The sequence below is a fragment of the Kribbella sp. CCNWLW201 genome, from assembly GCF_037203805.1.
GTDB lineage: Bacteria > Actinomycetota > Actinomycetes > Propionibacteriales > Kribbellaceae > Kribbella.
In genome coordinates, this window is the sequence record NZ_JBBCBQ010000005.1 from 321,910 (window position 1) to 343,146 (window position 21,237).

22 protein-coding genes are annotated in these 21,237 nt (G+C 67.2%); 16 read left to right on the forward strand and 6 right to left on the reverse strand.

The features are described 5' to 3' along the window. The first annotated feature begins 132 nt into the window (after positions 1–132). The 12 genes from V9K99_RS23355 (at position 133) to V9K99_RS23410 (ending at position 12,649) form a co-directional block, all read left to right on the forward strand. A complete protein-coding gene (locus V9K99_RS23355; protein WP_337006373.1) occupies positions 133–2,976 on the forward strand; it encodes a S8 family serine peptidase in 2,844 nt (947 codons plus the stop codon). Between the two features lie 79 nt (positions 2,977–3,055). Beyond that, complete coding sequence (locus V9K99_RS23360) at positions 3,056–3,532, forward strand: hypothetical protein (RefSeq protein ID WP_337006375.1); 477 nt, start codon at positions 3,056–3,058, stop codon at positions 3,530–3,532. Further along, the gene (locus V9K99_RS23365) at positions 3,454–3,741 is read left to right on the forward strand and encodes an ATP-binding protein (protein WP_337006376.1); all 288 of its coding nucleotides are present in this window, start codon (positions 3,454–3,456) and stop codon (positions 3,739–3,741) included. Before V9K99_RS23360 ends, V9K99_RS23365 begins: the two co-directional genes overlap by 79 nt. Positions 3,742–3,830: 89 nt before the next feature. Then, on the forward strand, positions 3,831–5,288 hold the full coding sequence (locus V9K99_RS23370) for an SgcJ/EcaC family oxidoreductase (protein WP_337006378.1): 1,458 nt from the start codon (positions 3,831–3,833) through the stop codon (positions 5,286–5,288). A 208-nt stretch (positions 5,289–5,496) separates the two neighbouring features. Beyond that, positions 5,497–7,146, forward strand: a complete 1,650-nt coding sequence (locus tag V9K99_RS23375) for a sugar ABC transporter substrate-binding protein (protein WP_337006381.1) — start codon at positions 5,497–5,499, stop codon at positions 7,144–7,146. 3 nt (positions 7,147–7,149) lie between these two features. Continuing rightward, positions 7,150–8,103, forward strand: coding sequence for an ABC transporter permease (locus V9K99_RS23380; protein WP_337006383.1), 954 nt, complete (start codon positions 7,150–7,152; stop codon positions 8,101–8,103). Next, complete coding sequence (locus tag V9K99_RS23385) at positions 8,100–8,975, forward strand: carbohydrate ABC transporter permease (protein WP_337006385.1); 876 nt, start codon at positions 8,100–8,102, stop codon at positions 8,973–8,975. Before V9K99_RS23380 ends, V9K99_RS23385 begins: the two co-directional genes overlap by 4 nt. A 34-nt stretch (positions 8,976–9,009) precedes the next feature. Continuing rightward, complete coding sequence (locus tag V9K99_RS23390) at positions 9,010–10,029, forward strand: LacI family DNA-binding transcriptional regulator (protein ID WP_337006386.1); 1,020 nt, start codon at positions 9,010–9,012, stop codon at positions 10,027–10,029. Continuing rightward, a complete protein-coding gene (locus tag V9K99_RS23395) occupies positions 10,010–10,759 on the forward strand; it encodes an aminoglycoside 3'-phosphotransferase (protein WP_337006388.1) in 750 nt (249 codons plus the stop codon). The genes V9K99_RS23390 and V9K99_RS23395 overlap by 20 nt, the downstream gene beginning before the upstream one ends. A gap of 47 nt (positions 10,760–10,806) precedes the next feature. Continuing rightward, on the forward strand, positions 10,807–11,199 hold the full coding sequence (locus tag V9K99_RS23400) for a PPOX class F420-dependent oxidoreductase (RefSeq protein WP_337006390.1): 393 nt from the start codon (positions 10,807–10,809) through the stop codon (positions 11,197–11,199). 134 nt (positions 11,200–11,333) lie between these two features. Beyond that, positions 11,334–11,876 (forward strand): molybdenum cofactor biosysynthesis protein, encoded by a 543-nt coding sequence (locus tag V9K99_RS23405; protein ID WP_337006392.1) that lies wholly within the window; start codon positions 11,334–11,336, stop codon positions 11,874–11,876. A gap of 56 nt (positions 11,877–11,932) precedes the next feature. Beyond that, a complete protein-coding gene (locus tag V9K99_RS23410) occupies positions 11,933–12,649 on the forward strand; it encodes a class E sortase (protein ID WP_337006394.1) in 717 nt (238 codons plus the stop codon). Here the strand turns inward: V9K99_RS23410 and V9K99_RS23415 are convergent, their stop codons facing one another. From V9K99_RS23415 to V9K99_RS23430, 4 genes are read right to left on the reverse strand one after another with little or no spacing between them, the layout of a single operon-like run. Continuing rightward, complete coding sequence (locus V9K99_RS23415) at positions 12,650–13,072, reverse strand: hypothetical protein (RefSeq protein WP_337006395.1); 423 nt, start codon at positions 13,070–13,072, stop codon at positions 12,650–12,652. Positions 13,073–13,087: 15 nt separating this feature from the next. After that, positions 13,088–13,840: an SAM-dependent methyltransferase gene (locus tag V9K99_RS23420; protein ID WP_337006396.1), complete on the reverse strand. Its 753-nt coding sequence runs from the start codon at positions 13,838–13,840 to the stop codon at positions 13,088–13,090. Between the two features lie 47 nt (positions 13,841–13,887). Then, positions 13,888–14,385: a DUF2199 domain-containing protein gene (locus V9K99_RS23425; RefSeq protein ID WP_337006398.1), complete on the reverse strand. Its 498-nt coding sequence runs from the start codon at positions 14,383–14,385 to the stop codon at positions 13,888–13,890. A gap of 11 nt (positions 14,386–14,396) precedes the next feature. Continuing rightward, on the reverse strand, positions 14,397–15,164 hold the full coding sequence (locus tag V9K99_RS23430) for an SDR family NAD(P)-dependent oxidoreductase (RefSeq protein ID WP_337006400.1): 768 nt from the start codon (positions 15,162–15,164) through the stop codon (positions 14,397–14,399). A gap of 145 nt (positions 15,165–15,309) precedes the next feature. Here V9K99_RS23430 and V9K99_RS23435 point away from each other — a divergent pair, with 145 nt between their 5' ends. Genes V9K99_RS23435 through V9K99_RS23445 form a run of 3 tightly spaced genes read left to right on the forward strand, consistent with a single transcriptional unit; the run spans position 15,310 to position 18,857 of the window. Further along, positions 15,310–16,539 (forward strand): neutral zinc metallopeptidase, encoded by a 1,230-nt coding sequence (locus tag V9K99_RS23435; RefSeq protein ID WP_337006402.1) that lies wholly within the window; start codon positions 15,310–15,312, stop codon positions 16,537–16,539. A gap of 30 nt (positions 16,540–16,569) precedes the next feature. Next, positions 16,570–17,955, forward strand: a complete 1,386-nt coding sequence (locus tag V9K99_RS23440) for a neutral zinc metallopeptidase (protein ID WP_337006404.1) — start codon at positions 16,570–16,572, stop codon at positions 17,953–17,955. Continuing rightward, positions 17,952–18,857, forward strand: coding sequence for a neutral zinc metallopeptidase (locus V9K99_RS23445; RefSeq protein WP_337006406.1), 906 nt, complete (start codon positions 17,952–17,954; stop codon positions 18,855–18,857). Before V9K99_RS23440 ends, V9K99_RS23445 begins: the two co-directional genes overlap by 4 nt. Here V9K99_RS23445 and V9K99_RS23450 read toward each other — a convergent pair. Continuing rightward, entirely contained in the window at positions 18,850–19,320 is a 471-nt protein-coding gene (locus tag V9K99_RS23450) for a GNAT family N-acetyltransferase (RefSeq protein ID WP_337006408.1), read from the reverse strand. The two genes, V9K99_RS23445 and V9K99_RS23450, sit on opposite strands and share 8 nt — an antisense overlap. A 279-nt stretch (positions 19,321–19,599) precedes the next feature. On the opposite strand from V9K99_RS23450, the gene V9K99_RS23455 reads away from it, so the two are divergent. Next, positions 19,600–20,454 (forward strand): mechanosensitive ion channel family protein, encoded by an 855-nt coding sequence (locus V9K99_RS23455; protein ID WP_337006410.1) that lies wholly within the window; start codon positions 19,600–19,602, stop codon positions 20,452–20,454. Positions 20,455–20,686: 232 nt separating this feature from the next. Here the strand turns inward: V9K99_RS23455 and V9K99_RS23460 are convergent, their stop codons facing one another. Next, on the reverse strand, positions 20,687–21,217 hold the full coding sequence (locus tag V9K99_RS23460; protein WP_337006413.1) for a hypothetical protein: 531 nt from the start codon (positions 21,215–21,217) through the stop codon (positions 20,687–20,689). Positions 21,218–21,237 lie beyond the last annotated feature (20 nt).

The window sequence follows — 21,237 nt, forward strand, 5'->3', positions numbered from 1 at the left end:
CGATGTAACGCCGAGAGGTATTCGAACGATCTAGAGGCGGGCCGCTGTCTGGCGGTCCACCGGACCCGCGGTCCGGCTACCGCCCGTTTCAGGCTCTTGGGGGTTCCTCCGTTGTTGTCCCGCCCTGCCCGTTTGCTGCGCCTGGCCGTGCCCGCGGCTCTGGTCGCGGCCGGCTTGGTCGTCGTGACCGGTTCGTCCGGTTCCGCGGCCGAGCCCGGTCCATACCGCCCGCCGCTCAAGGCCCATCACAACACCGCGAAGGCAGAGTTCGAGCCGAACGCGGTGCTGGTCAAGTTCAAGAAGAAGGCCACCACCGCGGCCCGCAAGGCCGCGGTGTCGAAGGCCGGCGCGACCGCCGAGCAGTCGGTCACCTCGAGCGTCGTACGGCTCACCGGCAAGCTGTCGGCGCCCGACCTGCTGAAGAAGGTCAAGGCCGATCCGACGGTCGAGCTGGCGTCGCTCAACTACAAGCGCCGGATCTCGGCCGTCCCGAACGACGAGTGGTACGCCGAAGACCAGGCGGCGCCCCTGAACACGGTCCGGGTCCCGCAGGCCTGGGATCTCTCCAAGACGACCGGCAGCCAGATCATCGCGGTCCTGGACACCGGCGTCGACGCCGGTCACCCCGACCTGGTCGGCCGGCTCGTCACGGGCTACAACGCGACCTCGCCGAACCGCGGCCCGATCGACGACAACGGTCACGGCACCATGACGCTCGGCATCATCGCGGCCTCGGCCAACAACGGCATCGGCGTCGCAGGCGTCGGCTGGTCCGCGAAGGCGATGCCGGTCAAGGTCCTCGCCGCCGACGGCTCCGGGTACGACGCCGACATCGCCGAAGGCATCACCTGGGCAACCGATCACGGCGCCAAGGTGATCAACATGTCCCTCGGTGGTCCCGGCGACAACGTCGTCCTGCACGACGCGGTCAAGTACGCCGTATCCAAGGGCGTAGTCGTCGTCGCCGCGGCCGGCAACGACGGCAGCGAAGAGGTCCAGTTCCCGGCGTCGTACCCGGAGGTGATCGCGGTCGCCGCCACCAACGCGAGCGGCGCGCTCACCAGCTTCAGCTCGTACGGCGACTGGGTCGACATCGCGGCGCCGGGCTGGGACATCCTCAGCACGGGCGTGCGGTCGATGACCCCGGCCGGCTACGACCCGTACTGGTACTGCACTGGCACGTCCTGCTCGGCGCCGATCGTCGCGGGTGTGGCCGCCCTGGTGAAGAACAGGTGGCCGACCTTCACCCCGGCCCAGGTCGCGACGCGGCTCAAGGTCCTGTCCCGGGACGCAGGTCCGCGCGGCACCGACCCGTACTACGGCGCCGGCATCCTCGACGCCTACGCGGCTCTCGGCGGCCGGTTCGCTCCGGACTTCCCGGGCGGTGCCGCCGATGGCAACGACCAGCCGAGCCGGGCGACGCCGCTGACGACGATCGCGTCGTCGAACTTCGGTACCGAGGGCGATGTCGACTGGTACTCCGTCCACTCCGACGCGGCCCGGGTCGTCCGGGTGTATCTGCAGGGCCCGTTCTACGACTCTGCTACCTCTGCGCAGAACGTCGGCCCGGTCTTCACGGTGTTCGGAAGCGACCTGAAGCCGGTCGGGCACGCCGAGCGTCCGGTGCCTCCGCTTGACTCCGACGGCTACGAGATTCCGATGGACCTGCTGGCCGAGCAGGATGTGGCACTGCCGGCTGGGACCGCCTACATCGCCGTACGGAACTACAACGGTTCGCGGGACAGTCGCAACTACAAGTTGGAACTGGTGAGCGCAACCAACCCCGGTCCGGTGACCGGTGACGCCTATCCCGTTCGGGACGTCGCCCCGGCCGACCTGTCGTCCGGTGCGGCATTTGCCACGAAGCCGTCGGTGACGTTCGCTCGAGCCGTCGATGCCGACACGGTCGACGCCGACACCGTTCGGCTGGTCAACGCCAAGTCCGGCGCTTCGATCGCCGGGACGGTCGGCTTCGACGCCACAACCCAGCAAGCCGTGATCACGCCGACCACGCCGCTGCTGGACAACACGTCGTACCGGATCGTCGTCGACGGGGTCGACGAGGCTGACGGTACGCCGCTCGAACCGTTCAGCAGCGTGTTCACCACGGTCGACTTGGCGCCGCAGCCGGTTGGCGCGTTCGATGCGAGTGGTGCGTACCTGGCGGCGAACCTGGCCTGGACGATTCCGGCGACCCCGGATCTCGATCAGGTGATCGTGCGGCGGAACGCCGGTTCCACGGTGCCGACGCTGACGACCGGGACGTTGGTGTACGCGGGTACGGCGTCCGCGGTGAAGAACACCGGGTTGGCGCAGGGGACGACGTACACCTTTGCTGCCTGGGTGAAGGATCGTAGTGGCAAGGTCAGCCCGGTGGCGGTGACGCGGCTGCTCGGGATGAAGTCCGGGATCGCGACGACGTCGACGTTGATCAAGTACGGCGGATCGATCACGATCAAGGGCAGCACGCTGCGGATCGACAACGTCGCGTATGCCGGGTTGCCGGTGAACGTGTATGTGCGGCCGAAGAACGTGTCCACGTTCAAGCTGCTGGCGGCGCTGAAGACGTCCTCGACCGGGACCGTGTCGATTGTCCACAAGCCGTTGGTGTCGTCGGTGTACATGCTGACGTTCCCCGGTAACGCCGACCTGATGGGGACGCGGACCGCGGACATCACCGTGAACGTGGCGCCGACGATCTCGGCGGCGCTGTCACCGGCCTCGATCCGGCTGGGCGGAATCACGAAGTTCAGTGGGTACGTCGCTCCGGCGCACTATGGCAAGCCGGTGTACCTGCAGCAGTACGCGAACAGGACGTGGAAGTCGATCGCCTCGGTGAAGCTGAGCAGTTCGGGCGCGTATGCGTTCGGGATCAAGCCGGCCATCCGCGGTCAGATCGCTTACCGGGTCTGGTTCCCGGCCGATGCGGATCACGCGCAGGCGTTCTCCGTGAACAAGATCCTCACCATCAGCTGATCAGTCAGCGTCAGCACGCCCCGGCCGCTCGGCTGGGGCGTGCTGCACGTCACGGTGGGCGTGCAGCGAGCCGGCGTGGGTGTTCTTCCTGGTCAAGGGTCTGCTGGACCGGCTCGTCTACCTATCCGCCGGACTGGCCGTCATCCTCGCCTTCATCGGCGTCAAGCTGATCCTGCACTGGGCCCACGTCGACATCGACGACCGCATCCCCGAGGTCCCCACCCCGCTGAGCCTCGGTGTGATCATCACGATCCTGGTGATCGTCGTCGTCGCCAGCCTGCTCAAGACCCGCAACGACCCCACCGCCAAGGGATCGACTGCGGCTCCGCAGCCGATCGACCTGGCCGCGATCATCGACCAGCGAGTCTCGACCTGGTCGGCAGCCTTGAAGGAAACCGGGGTCGAGTTGGTCGTGGACCTCGATCGGCCCTGCTGGATCACCGCGACGCCGGGGGCGATGGAGCAGGTGCTCGACACGTGCTCAGCAACGCGCTGGCGGCGGCTCCGGCGGCCAGCAAGATCAGCCTTAAAGCCCGTAAAACAGGGGAATTGGTGATCAGCGACCAAGGTCCTGGGATGACCGCGGAGCAGCGCAGTCGCGCGTTCGACCGGTTCTGGCTGGCCGGTCCGCCGGGCACCGGTACAGGTCTCGGACTGGCTATCGTGAAGCAGTTGGTTGAGCACGACGGCGGCCAGGTCGAGCTGCGCGAGGCATCCGGCGGAGGTCTTGCGGTGCACGTCGTACTGCGTCCTGCCAAACGCTGACGTAAACCTGACTCTCTCCTTGCATGCTGTTGCTGTAGGCAACAGCAATCTGGATGGTGTACCGACCGCCCTCCAGAAAGAGCAGCTTGATGCGAAACCTCCGCCCATTGACAGTTGCCGCCGCCTTGGCGATCGCCGTGACCGGGTGCAGCAGCAACGACCGTCCGACCGAGCAGGAGATCGCCGGCCTCTTCGACCAGTGGAACGCGGCCCTGGCCAGCGGTGACTCTGGAACCGTGGCGAATCTCTATGCGGCGGACGGCGTACTCCTGCCGACGCTGAGCCCGGTCGTCCGGTCGAACCGGGACCAGATCAAGGAGTACTTCGAGGACGACTCCCTGCTCAAGAAGCCGCAGGGGACCATCACCGAGTCGCATATCCGGATTCTCGACGACGAGAACGCCGTACACAGTGGGAACTACCGGTTCAGCCTGACCGGCAAGGACGGCGGCAAGACCCTCGGTCGGGGCCCGGTTCACCTACGTTTACGAGAAGATCGACGGCCGGTGGCTGATCGTCGAACACCATTCGTCGGCGGCTCCGGCGTAATCGGGATACTTGCTGTCCGCAACCTGCATTTCCGGACCCGAGTTGTTGCCCTCTCCGGATCAGCCCTCCATACTCTTGTCACCGCCGTCGGCGGTCCGTGGGGGCACAACTGGGGTTTATCTGTGGGAGTGGGGGGCTTTGCTATGCATGCCTTGAGGATGCTTCGTGCTGCGCTGGTGACGGCTGTCGTCGGTGCGGGTCTGGTCGCGGTGCCGGGGATCGCCTCGGCGGCACCGCCTACGAGTGCGATCGAGGTCAGTTCGACCTCGCTGGGTCCGGGGGACGAGTTCACCGTCACGCACACGGTCTACAACGCCGCGTCGTTCACGATCGTGGGCGGCAAGGCCGCGCTGTTCGGCAAGGGCGGAGTATCGCTGCCGGACATGTTCGACCTGGTGTCCTGTACGGGTGCGGTGATCTGTTTCCCGCTGGACATCGAGTTCCGGGGTGCCCTCGGCAACGTGCCGAGCGGTGAAAGCCGGACGGTGGTCTTCACCTTCAGGGTCAAGGACACCATCGCGCCCGGATCGGTCACGTTGCAGCATCAGTTCCTCGGTGACGAGTACGCCTTCGAACTCTTCGAGGGACCGACGCTCACCTTCGTGCCACCGGACGCCGACATCGCGGTATCCCTGAACGCGGCGGCGCGCGGGCTGCTCGTCTCGCGCATCACGTACACGATCACCGTGCGGAACGACGGCCCCTCCGATGCCACCGGCATCCGGGTGACCGCCACCTACCCGGCCGGTCTGGCCTATGCCGGGTCGTCGGCCTGCACCCGGGTCGCGGGGACCAGGACGGTCAACTGTGACATTCCGGCGCTGGCCAGCGGTGCCAGCACCACCCGGACGTTCGCGGCCGACGCCGGCCTGCTCACGGTCGGATCCCTGGTCGCGACGGCCGCGCGTACGGCGAGCTCGCCGAGCGACCCGAATGCGGCGAACGACGAGGCGAGCCGTAGCTGCACCGCGCTCACCAGCCTGATCGTCAGGTGCTGATCGACTGATCCAGCTCCATCAGGTCGCGAGACCTGGTGTCCGGCCGGCGGCCGCGGGAGTCGTACCCCGCGGCCGCCGGCTCTTTTCGTGCTGATGCCTTGCGTCCGGGGCCGGGCGGGGTTTACGGTCCGGGTTAACGTTTAAGTGATCATAAGTGATTGCTACTGGACGCAAAACACCATCAACGATCGGCACGGAGGTTCCATCGATGTCAGTGGGTGAGCAGGTCAGTCGTCGGCGGTTCCTGCGGTTGGGCGGTGCCGTGGTCGGCGCCGCGGTCGCCGGACCCGCGCTGGCGGCCTGTGGCGACGGCGGTACGGCGAACGGTGGCGCGAAGGCGTCGAGTGAGCTCACGCTGCCGACGTACAAGCCGTTCGAGGGCCTCCGGCCCGATCTGGCCGGTGCCGAGTCGGGCCTGGAGCCCGGCTTCCTGCAGTTCCCGCCGGACGCGATCTCGAGTGTGAAGGCGCCGCCGCTGAAGAACGCGGTGAGCGCGCTGACCGAGACGTTCGCGACGCCGCCGCCCCCGATGGGCAGCAACCCGATGTGGCAGTCACTCAACCAGGCCCTCGGCGCCGAGTTACGTCTCACCATCGGCACCGACCCGGGCTACCCGGAGAAGTTCGCCACCCTGCTGGCCAGCGACTCGCTGCCGGACCTGATGTGGCTGCCGCCGAACCAGGGCATCCCGAACGTCGGCCCGATGCTCGAGGCCAAGTTCCAGGACCTGACGAAGTACCTGTCCGGCGACGCCGTACTGGAGTATCCGAACCTCGCCGCGCTGAAGCCGGCGTCGTGGCGGACCGCGGTGGTGAACGGGAAGATCTGGGGCGCCCCGATCCCGTCGACGCCGTTCGGCCAGGTGATGATGGGCAATCCGCGGACCTGGCAGAAGGTCGGCGGTCTGCAGAGCACCAGCGCGGACGAGTTCTTTGCCAAGTGCAAGGAACTGACCAACGGCACGAACTACGCGCTCGAGCCGGCCATCATCAACATGCTGCACATGTTCGGCGAGTGGTTCGGCGCCCCGAACGGCTGGCGGGTGAACCAGGACCGCTCGCTCACGCACCTGTACGAGACCGACAACTACAAGGCCGCGGTCGAGTACGCCGCCAAGCTGTGGGCGGCCAAGGTCTTCTACCCCGACCTCAACCTGGCCGACGCCACCCCGAAGACCGTGAACGGCCAGATCGCCGCGCAGGTCGTGGTGGGGCCGCGGGCGACCGCGGACTTCCGGGCGCTCGACCCGACCCTGTTCGTCGACACGCTGATCCCGTTCGGCCACGACGGCAAGGCGAAGCCGGTCTACGACATGGGCTACGGTACAGTCGGCTTCACGCCGTTCAAGAAGACCGACGAGGGCCGGATTCGCGAGCTGCTCGCGCTGATGGACTACCTGTCCGCGCCGTTCGGCACCAAGGAGTATCTGCAGAAGAACTTCGGGGTCGCCGGCCAGCAGTACCAGCTGGACGCCAAGAAGAACCCGGTGCTGACCAAGGCCGGCACCCAGCAGGCACCCGGCCTGGTCAGCGCGCTGCAGATCATGACGTCGCCGGAGAGCGTGATCTTCAACCCGGCGTTCCCCGAGGACACCCAGAAGATCTACGCGACCGAGCAGAAGCTGCTCGAGTACGCGATGCGCAACCCGACCGCGGGCACGTATTCCGACACCTCCAGCAAGGTCGGGCCGAAGCTGACCGCGGCGTTCCGCGACACCATCGTCGACATCGTCACCGGCCGGCAGAAGATCTCGGCGTACGACGAAGCACTCAAGCGCTGGAAGAGCGGCGGCGGCGACAAGATGCGCGGCGAGTTCGAGGCGGTGCTGCCGTCGAGCGTCCCGGTCACGGGGTCCTGATAGATGCTGAAGAAAGCGGTCACCCGGCGGCAGGTCAAGGGCCACCTGCCGCTCGCGGTGCGATGGCGGCGGGACTGGCAGATGGTCCTGCTGATGATCCCCGGCGTCGTCTTCCTGCTGGTGTTCTTCTACCTCCCGGTGATCGGGAACGTGGTCGCGTTCCAGGACTTCCAGCCGTACCTCGGCATCATGCACAGCGAGTGGAACGGTCTGCAGAACTTCGTCAACCTGTACGGCAACCCCGACTTCTGGGACGCGTTGCGCAACACGTTGCTGCTCGCGGCCGTCCAGTTGCTGCTGTTCTTCCCGGTGCCGCTGGCGCTCGCCCTGATCGTGGATTCCCTGGTCAGCAACCGGCTCCGGCGCTGGTTCCAGACCATCGCGTACCTGCCGCACTTCCTGTCCTGGGTGCTGGTGATCACGCTGTTCCAGCAGTCGCTCGGCGGGGCCGGGTTCGTGAACAACCTGCTTCGGCAGGCCGGGCTGGACCCGATCCCGTTCATGACGAACCCGGACACCTTCCCGCTGCTGGTGGTCGCGCAGTTGATCTGGAAGGACGCCGGCTGGGCGATGATCATCTTCCTCGCCGCGCTCACCGCCGTGGACGTCTCGCTCTACGAGGCGGCCGCGGCGGACGGCGCCGGGCGCTGGCGACGGCTCTGGCACATCACGCTGCCGTCGATGCGGACCGTGATCGTGTTGCTGTTGATCCTGCGGATCGGCGACATCCTGAGCGTCGGGTTCGAGCAGTTCATCCTGCAACGTGACTCGGTCGGTCCGGGTGCGGCCGAAGTACTGGACACCTTCACGTACTACGCGGGTGTCGTCGGCGGCGACTGGAGCAGTGGAGCCGCGGCCGGTCTGGCGAAGGGTGTGGTCGGGGCGCTGCTGCTGTGGGGTGCCAACTCGCTCGCTCACCGGCTCGGTGAGCCCGGGATCTTTCAGAGGCGCTCATGAGACCCATTTGGAAAGAGAACCCGTCCCCGCTCTACCAGTCGGTCAAGGCCGTCGTACTCGGTGGATTCGCGCTGGTGATCGTGATCCCGATCATGGTGGTGATCTCGACGTCGCTGGCCAGTGACGGCGACATCATCGACGCGGGCGGGTATGTGCTGTGGCCGTCGCATCCGACGCTGAAGGCCTACGAGACGTTGTTCAGCGGCGGGTTGATGGGCCGGGCGATCCTGGTCAGTGTCTTCGTGACGGTCGTCGGTACGGCGATCGCTCTCGCCGTCACGATCGCGTTGGCGTACGCCACGTCGCGGCCGGTGTTGTTCGGGCGGCCGGTGCTGTTGATGGTGTTGTTCACGTTGCTGTTCGCGCCGGGGATCATCCCGATGTTCCTGGTGGTCAAGCAACTCGGGCTGCTCGACAGTCTGTGGTCGCTGATCCTGCCGGGTGCACTGGGTGCGTTCAATTTCGTCGTACTGCGGACGTTCTTCATGAACGTGCCGGGTGAGTTGCTGGAGAGTGCGCGGATCGACGGGGCGAGCGATTTCACCATCTTGCGGCGGATCGTGATGCCGCTGTCGAAGGCGGTGATCGCGGTGGTCGGGCTGTTCTATGCGGTCGGGTTCTGGAACGCTTTCTTCAACGCATTGCTGTACCTGAACGACACGTCGAAGTGGCCGGTCCAGGTGATCCTGCGGACGTACGTGCTGCAGGGGAAGTCGTTGTCGGCCGACCAACTCGGGGTGGAACCGTTGCCACAACCGCAGTCGCTGCAAATGGCGGTCGTGGTGGTCGCGCTGGTGCCGATCGCGCTGGTCTATCCATTCCTGCAGCGCCATTTCACCAAGGGCGTCATCACCGGGGCCGTCAAGGGTTAGGCCGGGTCTGACGGCTTCTGCAAGAATCAATCACATGGCGATGGGGCAACCTTCTGCGGCTGACCGGCCTACGTTGCGCATGGTCGCGGCCGAGGCCGGTGTGTCGGTCGCGACCGTGTCGTACGTGCTGTCCGGCCGGCATCGCAGCCACACCATCAAGGACTCGACCGCGGACCGGGTCCGCGAGGCGGCGACCAGGCTCGGCTACCGGCGCAACGACGCCGCGCGCGCGATCCGCACCGGCAAGTCGGACCTCGTCCTGCTGTCGCTCAGCGTGCTCGCCGACCCGTGGTCGCAGGCCGTCGCGGCCACGGTCAGCGAGGCGGTCAGCCCGCTCGGCAAGACCGCGCTGATCGTCGCCGACGGTGACTGGCGGACGGTGCTGTCGAACCGGACCCCGGATGTGATCTTCATCGACAGCGTCAGCCAGGACCCGGCGCAGATCGCCGAACTGGAGGCCTTTGCCGCGCAGGGCGTACAGATCGTGGCGTTCAGCGAGACGCTCGAGCCGCGTGGGTTCGACGTGATCCGGTCGGGCGCTGAGCCGACGTGTCATCTGGCCGTAGAGCATCTGCTCGAGCACCACACCAGAGTCGGCGCGCTGACCTCGCGGACGTCGGGGTTCGCTCGGTACGACGCGTACGTCAACACCCTCCGGAAGGCCGGTCTGCCGATCCGGGACGAGGACATCGAGATCTTCGAGCGTCACCCGGAGGGGGCGTACCGGGCCGCGATGACGTTGCTGACCAAGCCGGACCGCCCGACGGCGATCTACTGCACGACGGACTTCGCGGCGATCGCTGCGGTCCGGGCTGCGCATCGGCTGCGGATCGACGTACCTCGGGATCTGGCGGTGGTGGGCGTCGGGAACACGCCTGAGGGCGAGCATCTGGACCCGTCGCTGTCGACGGTCGGGCCGGTGGGATTCAACGAGGCGCTGGCCGGGATCATCGTTGGCCGGCTGAGCGATCGTGAGGGTGCACCCGGCGAGGTATTCGATTTTCCCTGGCAACTGATCGTGCGAGACTCGTCTCGTGTTCCAGCTGAACAGTGATGACTGGGAGCCGGTGACAATCGGCGAGTCCGACACTTCGGTCTACCGGCGGGGTGACGTTTTCGCCAAGTGCTGTGCGCCGTCCGGCATCGCCGAGTTGCGGGACGAACGGGATCGGATTTCGTGGCTCGCCGGTACTGGGTTGCCCGGGGCAACGGTTGCCGACTGGGTCGAGTCGTCCGACGGTGCGTGCCTGGTGACGACGGCTGTGCCTGGGGTGGCGGGCGACGATTTGCCGGAATCCGTTCACTTGAAGGCAATGGAGAGTCTCGGGCGGACGTTGCGATCCTTGCACTCATTGCGCGACTGCCCCTTCGAGCGGCCCCTGGCGTCGGTGATCGCGTTGGCGGCGGACGTCGTACGATGGGATGCTGTCAATCCTGCCTTCCTCACTGACGAGTGGCGCAAGCTTTCTCCGGCAGAGCTGCTGGATCGAGTGGTTGCCGAGCGCCCCTATATCGAAGAGGGTGCCGACCTCGCCGTCTGTCATGGCGACGCCTGCCTGCCCAACGTCTTCTTCGATCCGGACACGCTGGAAGTCACCGGCCTCATCGACCTCGGCCGCCTTGGCATCGCCGACCGCTACTCCGACCTCGCCCTCGCCACGATCCAACTCCACGACGAATGGTCCGCCGACCCCGCACCCTTCCTCGCCGCCTACGGTCTCCCTTCGCCGGACCAGCGCCGCCTGGATTTCTATCGCCTCCTGGACCCCCTGACCTGGGGCTGACCGATGGACTTGACCTCAACTTCGGTTCAGGTTGCACACTCTGCGGCATGAGTATCTTCACCGCATCGGAGTTGGCGTATCTGGCTGAGCAGAAGCTCGGCCGGCTCGCCACCAAGGCGCCCGGCGGGGCGCTGCAGAACAACCCCGTGGGGTACTTCGTGAACGCTGAGGAGGGCTACATCGACATCGGTGGGCACGGCATGGGTGCCAGCCGGAAGTTCCACAACGTGCAGGCCGATCCGCAGGTGAGTCTGGTGGTCGACGACCTCTCCACCGAGCAGGGCTGGCAGGTCCGGGGGATCGAGATCCGCGGCCGCTCCGAGGCGATCTCTGACGTCGAACCGCCGATGAAGGGCTTCAGCCGGGAGATCATCCGGATCTACCCCGAGCGCATCCTCAGCTGGGGCTTGGACGGAAGCAGCAGACGCAACGTGGCCTAGCCCGGGGTGACGTGTGCATTTCGACAGGAGGTGTCCGGCGATTCGAGTCGTGTTGCCGGTCTGCTCAGTCGTGCGTCGCCGGCAGTGGCCGTATACGTCCTGTCGAACTGCAGCCAGGTCGTACTGTGGAGGACGTGCAGATCGCGGTGGAGGTCGTCGGGTTGATGGTCTCCTCCGTGCATGCGTTCCAGGGGCGACCGGAGGACGGTCCGCAGGCTGATCCGGTGTCGGTGGCGCGTTCGGAGGTGGAGGTGCGCGCCGGGCTCGGGCTCGTGGGGGATCGGTACTTCGGTCAGACGGTGCACCGGAACGCGGCAGTCACCTTCCTCGACGCCGGAGCCATGGACGAGCTGGCCGCGACGCTGCAGCTGCCGGCAGCACCGGATCCCCTGCTTCTCCGCCGCAACATCATTCTGCGCGGATTCTCGGTCGACACCCTCGCGGCCCAGCGCGCGCCGGACGGCACCCGAGTCTCCGGCCGCCGCTTCACCCTCGACTCCGGAGCAGGGCCGATCGAGTTCCAGGCCCACCGCCCCGCCAACCCCTGCGCCTGGATGGACGCCGTACTCACTCCCGGCGCCTTCAAAGCCCTCCGAGGCCACGCCGGCATCCGAACCACCCCACTAACCTCCGGCACTCTCCACCTAGGCCCCGCCACCCTCACCGTGCTCGACTGAGCTGTTTTCGGGTGGTTTTCGGTGGGTGGGGTTACCGTCGGAAGGTGGGGCGGTGGATGGTTGGTGCGGTTGTCGCGGCGGCTGGGCTGGTTGGGTGTGCTGATGTTGCGGGCCCGGCGGGTGAGGCGTCCGGTCGAGTGACGCCCAGTGCCGGTACGTCGAGTGCGACACCCTCGGGTACGCCGACCGCGGGGCCGGCGTCAGCGCCCACGACCTCGCCGACTGTGCCGCGGACGCCCAGCCCGACGGCGAAGCGGACGACGACGACCGTGGCGAGTATGGCGATTCCGGCGCTCGGGGTACGGCGGCTTCGGGTGGTTCCGTACGTCGGGACAGCGGACGACCGGCCTGGGACGGTGATCCAGGATCGCGGGGTCGCGGCCAGTCCGCGGGGGAAGGCCGGCGGGGTCGGGCCCGGCGAGATCGGCAACTACATCATCACCGCGCACCGGACCACGCACGGCCGCCCGTTCGGCCGGGTTCCGGAGCTGAAGAACGGCGACCATATCCTGGTCACCGCGAACGGGTTCGTCTACGACTACGTGGTGAGCCGGACGATGACGATCTCGTTCCGCAAGCCGGCCGAGAAAGCCCAGCAGAACGCCGCTGTCCCCGGCCGCCCGGGCGTGACTCCCACCCAGGCCGTGATCACTCTCTCCACCTGCGCCACCCCCGAGGACCACGCCGCCGGCAACTACTGGAGCGACGCCCTCGGCAACCCCGAACACCGCATCAACAAGATCGGCACCCTGGTCGCCACCCGCCCGGCCTGACTACTTGCGGCCGAACTTCCACCACTTGGGTTTGTTGGCCTTGATCTCGTCGTCGGTCAGCGGCGGCGGAACCGGCGGGCGGGACTCCTCGGTGAGGAAGTTGCCGGACTCGGTGTCGTACGGCGTGACGCCGAGCAGGCGGCTGATCTCCATCACGATCGGGATCGAACGCGGGCCGTCGTTCAGGTAGAAGGTGATGTCGCGGACCTCGACGCCCTTGCCGATCGTCATCTCGACGTCGAACTCGTCGCTCCGCAGCTGCAGCCAGGACGGCTTGCTCGCGTCGACGTCCGGAACGAGCTCACGGACCTTCGCCACCACGTCTTCCGACGTACCGACGGAAGGCGGCTCGTATCCGTCCGGAATGTCGTCGAGGCGGCGTACGCCTCCTGGTCCTCGCATTGCGTACACAGCCCAGCTCATGCACCCCAGCATCCCCTACCCGGGTTCACCGGCAACAGTCCGGGCTGCCAGCAGGGCGAATGTCACGTGCTCACCCTGGTCGGCCTCGAGCATGTCGAGCGCGGAGTCACGGCTGCCGCGGTACTCGGAGACCGCCTGGGCCCAGGCCAGCCAGTCCTGCCAGCCGGACTCCTGCAGCCGGGCCGCGGTGACCTCGACGAGCTCGGTGATCTCCCACTGGAACCGCCACCAGTCGGCCGTATGCCAGGCGATCGCCTCCCAGCCGACCTCCTTCTTGATGTGGCCGGGGATGTACCCGAGGTCGCGGATCTCGGTCCGCAGTGCCGGCGTCGCGACACCGAGCTGACCACCGGGCTTGAGGAACTGGGTGATGTACGCGAGATAACCGTCGGCCGTCCCGAAGTACTCGTACGCGTCGATGCACACGATCGCGTCGAAGAACCCGTGCGCGAACGGCAGCGCATGCGCCTCCGCCTTCACCGGTACGACGCCGTCCACGCCCTGTGTCGCGATGTGCGCAGCAGCCTCGGACGGCTCGATCCACAAATCGGCCGCCCACACCTGGACGCCGTACTCCTTCGCCAGGAACACCGACGTCGAACCCTTCCCGGACCCGAGATCGAGCACCCGCATTCCGGGCTGAAGATCGAGATCCTTGGCCAGATCCTCCAGCATCCACAAGGGATTCGGCCCCATGTCCCCAGCCAGCACCCACTCAGCGTCGTACCCATTGGACCGGGAATAGGCGTCCCGCTTCAGCTCGACCACGCGCCCAGCCAACCGCCCAGAAGCCACCCGCCGCAACCAGATATAGGTCAGGGATGCAGGGCTTGCTCGGCGATCTCCTGGACGCGGGCCCGCGTGATCCCCTGCCGTTGTTCGACCGCCAGTGGATGCTCGGTCGGCTCCAGTTCGATGAATGGCCTCTCACCGACCGGACGGCTGTGCAACTTCGTCTTCAGATTCAGGGTGGTCGGTTCGTACGGCAGCAAAACCGACAACCACCCGAAGTACGGCTCGTGCTGCTCGCGTCCGTCCGTGTTCCAGTGGTCGCTGGCGTGCTTGAAGCTCTCCTGACTGAGCGACACCCAACCACCCCAGGTGAAGGTTTCGCCGGTGTCGATCACCGGGATGTCGATCAGCCCGCGGACGAAGAAATGCTCGCCATTGATCACACACTGGTCGGAGGCCAGCTCGCAGCCGGGTGCGTCGGCCATTTCGGGCGTCCAGTACACCGGTGCCTCGATGTGAAACGCCATCGGCAGCTCCGAATGCGATTCACCGCAACAAGAACAGACGAACCCCAGATCCATGGGGAGCCACCCTAGAAGACCGAGTAGCCGCCGTCTATGACGACTACTGAGCCGGTCATGAAGGAGGTGGCGGGGCTGGCGAGGTAGACGACGGTGGGGGCGATCTCCTCGGGGGTGGCGTAGCGCTGGAGTGGGGCGTCGAGGATCCAGTTCTGCCGGAACTCGGGGCGATCCACCGGGGCCATCTCGGTCTTGACGTAGCCCGGCGCGATCGCGTTGACGCGGATCCCGTACGGCGCCCATTCGGCGGCGAGGCTCCTGGTCAGGTGGTGCACGCCGGCCTTGGACGCGTTGTACGACGCCTGCCATTGCGGCCGGTTGACGATCTGGCCGGACATGCTGCCGACGTTGACGATCACCCCGCCACCGGCGTCGATCATGCCGGGTGCGACCGCCGTACTGCAGTTCCACAGCGCGGTCAGGTTGAGGTCGAGGACCTGTTGCCATTCCTCGGGCGGTACCTCCAGGGCCGGGCGGTGGATCGCGATCCCCGCGTTGTTCACCAGTACGTCGATGCCGCCCAGTTCAGCGGTCACCTCGGCGACAAGTCGTCGTACGTCGTCCATGGCGGTGATGTCGGCCTCGACGGCGATCCCCCGGCGGCCGCGCGCCTCGATCTCGGCGACGACCGAGGCGTTCTTCTCGGCGTCCCGCGCGGCGATCGCGACATCCGCGCCGGCCTCGGCCAGCGCGAGGGCGAAGGCGCGGCCGAGGCCGCGGTTGCCGCCCGTGATCAGGGCCCGGCGGCCGGTCAGGCGGAAGGTGTCCAGCGCGTTCATCCAGTGCTCCTCGGTGGTTGTTACTCGGAGTAAGTCAGCGAAACGGTGTCAATAGCTGCAATCCAGTACACGGGGTGGTGTCAGAGGGCTTACCATCTTGCGGCGGTTCCGGGAGGGGGTCTCGGACCGCGGTCGAGGTGAATGGGTGGGGACCGGCGGAGTCCGGGACTGGGGAGAAGCGGGGATCATGGCGGACAAGCCGGCGCCGAAGCCTGGCCATTTCTTGCCCGGAGGTGCGGGCGCGACAGACTCGACCGACGGCGGATCCACACCGGGATCGGCTCCACTGGCCGCGCCGACGCCACGGCTCGGAGCGGACACCCCGGCCGGGCCGCAACTGTCGGGGTCCCGGCTCGATTCGCCCCGGTCGGTGCAGCTCTCCGGCACCCGGTTCGGCCCGCCGCCGCCCAACGATCCGGCGGCCGCGGCCTTCCGAGCCGTCTACGCACCTGAGCCGCTCCCGTACGTCCCCAAACAGCGCTCCAAGGCACTGATCGCCGTCATCGTCGTCGCCGTGCTCCTGGTCGTCGGCGGTGGTGTCGCCCTCGCCGCGAAGGTGTTCACGTCGTACGACGACTACATCGCCAACCCGCTCGGGGCGACGCCGTCGTACCACCCGTCCGGCATCCCCACACCGACCGGCGAGCCGACCCCGGACCTCGTCGTACAGAAAGAGAACCCCTTCTACGCCACCGGTCCGCTGGCCACGGTGAAGTGCCAGGAGCCCGCGTACCGGCCGACCTCGAAGGAGAACGTCGAGTCGTACTACCAGGCCCTGATCGCATGTATGGACAAAGCGTGGCAACCGCTCGTCGCCGAGGCCGGGTTCGAGTTCCGTTCGCCCCGGCTGATCGTGTTCGACGAGGGTGACGAGACGGCGTGCGGCATCCAGAAGGACGTGTCGTCGTACTGCGCCGACGAGCAGGGCGGCAGTGTCACGATGCCGTGGCAGAAGCTGACCGAGGACTACCCGAAGCACAAGGCGTACGTTCGGGTCGCCATGGCTCAGTCCCTCGGTTTCGTGTACGGCGCCCACCTGCAGAACCTCACCGGGATCTTCGAGGCGACCGAGAACCTGCGCGACACCGAGCCGACCGAGGCCGCGCGGCTGGAGATGGACCGGCGGCAGGCGCTGCAGAACAGTTGCTTCTCGGCCGCGTTCTTCGGTGCGGCGAAGGCGAGTTTCCCGCTCCGCGGCGAACTGCTCACCCAGTGGACCAGGCTGATCAGGAACGGCGGCGACGAGCGCGCCGAGGACAAGATCCGCGATCATGGGTCCGCCAGGAGTCTCGCGCTGTGGATGAACCAGGGCTTTGCCAGCGCCGATCCGGGTACCTGCAACACTTTCGTGGCAGCATCCGCCAAGGTCGGCTGACGGAACGGGAACGAACGATGGGGACGAGCGATGCCTGAGGAGCACCCGGACACTGAACCATCGTCCAGGGCCGGCGCATCCACGCCGGCCGACCCAGGCGTTGCCGCCGGTGCCACCTCGGGCCCGGGGACAGTGCGGTCCGGGGGCAGCCTGCCGAGGCCCGGGCACTTCCTGCCGGGCGGCGCCGGCGACATCCTGACCGACGGCGACCGCGCGCGGGCCGCCGAGCGCCGGCAATCGCTCGACCTGGGCAAGGCCCGCGCCCTCTCCGCACCCCTCGACCCGGCTCTGCGGAAGAAGGCACGCCCGCTCCCGTCCGACCCCGGCACGGAACCCGGCTTCGGTGCACCCCCGCCCGCGCCGATGGCGGGCGCCCCTCTCACGCCGCTGGTCGGCACCCGTCGTACCGGCCGCACTCGTCCGGTCGGCTGGCACTCGCCGTCCTCGCAGACCGGAGCCGGAGGCCGGTTCTCCGACGAGCCGCCGCCGATCGCGCCGTCCCGGGAGTACTCCAAGGCCGTGATCGCCGGGCTGTCCGCGCTCACGCTGCTCCTGGTCACCGGCGGCGGCATCGCAGCCTTGAAGCTCATCGACTCCTACGACACCGTCGACAAGCCGATGACCAATCCCTCGGTGAAGGAGTCGGAGGCTCCGCTCCCGGTCCCGGCCGACCCCACCGTGACCGTCACGGTCACCCCCGTCCCCGACATGGAACGCCTGCAGAAGAACAAGATCTACGTCGTCGGCAAGATCCCAGCGGTCAACTGCAAGGAACCGACGATCAAGCCGACCTCGCAGTCCGCGATCCTGCGGTACTACCAAGCCCTGCTGCCGTGCCTGAACAAGGCCTGGGAACCGCTGGTCAAGAGGGCCGGCTACCCGTTCCGCCCGCCGAAGCTTCAGTTGGTCACGAAGAACACGTCGTCCTGCCTGGGCGTCACCGACCGATCCTTCTACTGCGGGGCCGACGAGACCATCAGCATGCAGTGGCAGGACACGGTGAAGGCCTACCGCCAGAACGCGCGGGCGACGCGGGTGATCATGATGGACACGCTGGCCCACGAGTACGGCCACCACGTGCAGATGCTGACGAACATCATGATCTCGTCGGAGTCCCGCGAAGGCTGGACGAAGTCGAATGCCGCGAAGCTCGAGTGGAGCCGCCGCCTGGAGCTGCAGGCCAGCTGTTTCGCGGCGGCCTTCCTGGGCGCCAACAAGCAGGGCCTCGGGTTCCGCGGTGAGCAGTTGCGCTACTGGGAGTACATGGTGCAGCACTCCGGCGACGAGTACGACCCGAAGAAGGTCCGCGATCACGGCTCCCGCAAGAACCAGTGGGTCTGGGCCGGCCCCGCCTTCAAGTCCGGGAGCCCCGCCTCCTGCAACACCTACATCGCACCGGCGAAGAAGGTCAGTTGACGCACCGTACGGCGAAGGGCGCCGGGCTGGCGATCGTCGCCGTACTGGTTGCCGCTGTCGCCGGCGTCGCCACCCACCCGGCGTCACCCGCCATCGCGGAGCCCACCGTCACTTCGGCACCGACACCGTCGGCCAAGGCCCGGTCGGCGCCGTCACCGTCGCCGTCGATCTCCAACGATCCGACGCTGGTGCCGATCAAGAACGGGTTGTACACGGCGGGCCGGGTGCCGGCGGTGAGTTGCAAGCTGCCCAGCAAGATGACGCGGACGCAGGCGGGGCTGCTCACCTACGCGAAGCTCATGGTGGGCTGCATGCAGAGAGCGTGGACCCCGCTGGTCTTCCGGGCCGGCTTCTACCTGCCGACGCCGCGGATCGAGGCGTACGCGGCAGGAAAGTCGTCCGGCACCCAGCTCTGTGCGAATCCGCCCCGGAGCACCGATGCGTTCTACCGCAGCTCGGGCAACGTGATCTGTTTCGAGTGGCAGGAGTACGCCGATCCGGACAGCGACCCAGTCTGGAGTCAGATCGACTTCCAGGAGATGCTGGCGCACGAGTACGGCCACCATCTGCAGGACACGGTCGACATTCTGCGGACGTACGTGTTCGTCCACCCCGGCGGATCCAAGGCGGTGCAGCTCGAGGACGAGCGACGCCTGGAACTGCAGGCGAGTTGTCTCGGTGCGGCCTTCCTGGGCGCGCACAAGCGGTCGCTCCGGCTGACCGGCGGACGCCTCGACCTCTGGGAAGACATGGTCAAGCACACCGGCGACGAGTACAACCCGGACAAGATCCGCGACCACGGCTCCCGCAAGAACCACGGCTACTGGAGCCTCCGCGCCTTCGACTCCACCAACCCGTCCTCCTGCAACACCTTCTCCGCCCCGGCGAAGCGGGTCAGTTGAGCTTGAGTTTGAAGCCCTCGTGGGAGTTCGTGAAGCCGAGGCGTTCGTAGAAGCGGTGCGCGTCGGTGCGGGTCTTGTCCGAGGTGAGCTGGACCAGACTGCAGCCGCGGGCTCGCGACTCCTCGACTGCCCATTCCATCAGCGTCGTACCGAGACCTGAACCGCGGGCGGAGGCGGCCACCCGGACCGCCTCGACCAGGCCGCGGGAAGAACCGCGGCGGGACAGGCCAGGGATGATGGTGAGCTGGAGGGTGCCGATCAGCGCGTCATCGCGTTCGGCAACGACGAGGACCTGGTTCGGGTCGGCGTCGATGGCCTCGAACGCCTTCAGGTACGGCGCCAGGTCGTCGACCGACTCGCGGGTGGTGCCGAGCTGGTCGTCGGCGATCATGGTGACGATCCCGGCGACATCGGCGGCGGTGGCGCGCCGGATCACGGCGGCTGTGGGCTGGGCAGAGGTCATGGGCCCAGTTTCTCAACCGGCTGGACCGGTTCAGCCGCCGGGGTAACCAGCAAACCACCGTAACGGTCGTTGCCTTATGCAAAAGACACCCGTGTCGGTGCGGTTGCCTTATGCAAGGACTTTGCCTTTGCAATCAGGGCTTTACATGCCTGAGACAACTGTTTGGGGTGCACGGCGCAGGGCACGGGGAATACTAGACACCACTGCATCCGCCCGTGCCGGGGTCGTGTGCGGTGTTGCGCGGCAGCGGATGCGGGCCTTTTCCGGAAGGAAGTTTCGATGTCCGCGTTAGCGATCGACTTCACGCAGCCCTTTGAAGATGCCTTCGGCAAGCTTCTCGGATTCATCCCGAACCTGCTCGGCGGTCTCGTCATCCTGGTGGTCGGCTACTTCGTCGCCAAGGTGCTCGGGAAGCTCGTCGGCAAACTGCTCGGCAGGGTCGGCTTCGACCAGTGGATGGAACGAGCCGGTGTGTCCGGCGTCCTGCAGCGGTCCGGCACGGGGCTGACCGCTTCGGACATGCTGGGCAAGGTCGTGTTCTGGTTCGTGTTCCTGATCAGTTTCACCATGTTCGCCTCTGCGCTCGGCGTACCGGAGATCTCGGCGTTCATGAGCGACATGCTCGGCTACATCCCGCGGATCTTCGCCGCGATCGTGATCATCTGCCTGGCCGCGCTGTTCGCGAACTTCCTGGCCGCGATCATCCGCGGTGCCACCGGCAACGAAACGCTGGCCAAGGTGGGCAAGTACGCGATCCTGGTGTACGCCGCCTTTGCCGCACTGACCCAGCTCGGTATCGCGGTCCAGCTGACCGGCAACACCCTGCTGATCGTGCTCGCCGGCGCCGCGCTGGCGATGGGTCTCGCTTTCGGTCTCGGCGGTCGTGAGATGGCGGGCCGGGCGCTCGGCAACCTGTTCGACCGCGACACCATGATGAAGCCGACGACGCAGTCCAACGGCACCGCGCCGTCGAACGGCACCTACCAGCAGACCGGCTACGACCAGGGTGCTTACCAGCAGCAGGGCAACTACCCGCCGCAGGAGCAGCACCCCGCCACCCACGCCGCCCCGCAGTCCGGTGGCTGGTCCAACGGCACCACCCCCGACGGCAACTGGCAGCCCGGCCAGCGCTAACAACAACCCACAACCCCGCACGCCTCCGCCCCCCACGCGGAGGCGTGCGGCTGCAAAAGCCAGACATGGCGAGTAGTGGGTTGTCCCCTAGTGCATCATCGACTGTGACCACCGTGTCGCCGGTAACCGCTCGTTGGCGGCAATCTCCCCACAGTCGACGATACGACGGCGCTCCACCTGCCGTCAGGTGCAGGCGCGCTCAGGCATGAGGTGTGACGGGGGCTGGGGGTGGTCAGCTGTTCGCTGCGTCCGGGCCGGCTCGGCGGACGTCTTCGACCTTCGTCATGGCTTCGCGGAGGTCGGCGAGCCAGGTTTCGCTGTGCTGGGCGACGAGTTTCACGCACCAGCCGAGGGCGTCGCTGCGTGAGCGGGCCACGCCGGCGTCGACCAGGGTGTCGAGGACCTGGCGCTCGGGCTGGCGCAGCCGGGTCATCACCGGCGCGGACAGTGACGTGAAGATGGTCCGGGTGTCGCCGCACAGAACGCCCCAGGCGACCTTGCGGCGGGTCGCGTGCTCCAGTTCGCGCGCGATCTCGATCCGGCGCTCCCGGGTGTCCTCCCGGTACTGCTTGATCCGGCCCTCCTCGGCGGCGGACCGCTCGGCGGCGCTCACGTCGCCCTTCTGCTCCGGCGCGGGAATCCGCCCGACGATCAGGATCTCGTCCCGGTCGATCGTCAGCTCCGGCTCACCCTCGAACCACTCAGCCGGCAATCGACCGGTCAACCAGCCCCGGACCCGCTCAACCTCAGTCTGTGTACTCATGTAATCATGATTACACCCAC

What these genes read in the sequence shown, in the direction of transcription:
- V9K99_RS23460 (WP_337006413.1), bottom strand. Translation starts at nt 21,217, where the DNA reads ATGAGTACACAGACTGAGGTTGAGCGGGTCCGGGGCTGGTTGACCGGT.
- V9K99_RS23425 (WP_337006398.1), bottom strand. Translation starts at nt 14,385, where the DNA reads ATGGATCTGGGGTTCGTCTGTTCTTGTTGCGGTGAATCGCATTCGGAG.
- V9K99_RS23430 (WP_337006400.1), bottom strand. Translation starts at nt 15,164, where the DNA reads ATGAACGCGCTGGACACCTTCCGCCTGACCGGCCGCCGGGCCCTGATC.
- V9K99_RS23370 (WP_337006378.1), top strand. Translation starts at nt 3,831, where the DNA reads ATGCGAAACCTCCGCCCATTGACAGTTGCCGCCGCCTTGGCGATCGCC.
- V9K99_RS23450 (WP_337006408.1), bottom strand. Translation starts at nt 19,320, where the DNA reads ATGACCTCTGCCCAGCCCACAGCCGCCGTGATCCGGCGCGCCACCGCC.
- V9K99_RS23415 (WP_337006395.1), bottom strand. Translation starts at nt 13,072, where the DNA reads ATGAGCTGGGCTGTGTACGCAATGCGAGGACCAGGAGGCGTACGCCGC.
- V9K99_RS23380 (WP_337006383.1), top strand. Translation starts at nt 7,150, where the DNA reads ATGCTGAAGAAAGCGGTCACCCGGCGGCAGGTCAAGGGCCACCTGCCG.
- V9K99_RS23375 (WP_337006381.1), top strand. Translation starts at nt 5,497, where the DNA reads ATGTCAGTGGGTGAGCAGGTCAGTCGTCGGCGGTTCCTGCGGTTGGGC.
- V9K99_RS23400 (WP_337006390.1), top strand. Translation starts at nt 10,807, where the DNA reads ATGAGTATCTTCACCGCATCGGAGTTGGCGTATCTGGCTGAGCAGAAG.
- V9K99_RS23440 (WP_337006404.1), top strand. Translation starts at nt 16,570, where the DNA reads ATGCCTGAGGAGCACCCGGACACTGAACCATCGTCCAGGGCCGGCGCA.
- V9K99_RS23410 (WP_337006394.1), top strand. Translation starts at nt 11,933, where the DNA reads ATGGTTGGTGCGGTTGTCGCGGCGGCTGGGCTGGTTGGGTGTGCTGAT.
- V9K99_RS23385 (WP_337006385.1), top strand. Translation starts at nt 8,100, where the DNA reads ATGAGACCCATTTGGAAAGAGAACCCGTCCCCGCTCTACCAGTCGGTC.
- V9K99_RS23390 (WP_337006386.1), top strand. Translation starts at nt 9,010, where the DNA reads ATGGCGATGGGGCAACCTTCTGCGGCTGACCGGCCTACGTTGCGCATG.
- V9K99_RS23455 (WP_337006410.1), top strand. Translation starts at nt 19,600, where the DNA reads ATGTCCGCGTTAGCGATCGACTTCACGCAGCCCTTTGAAGATGCCTTC.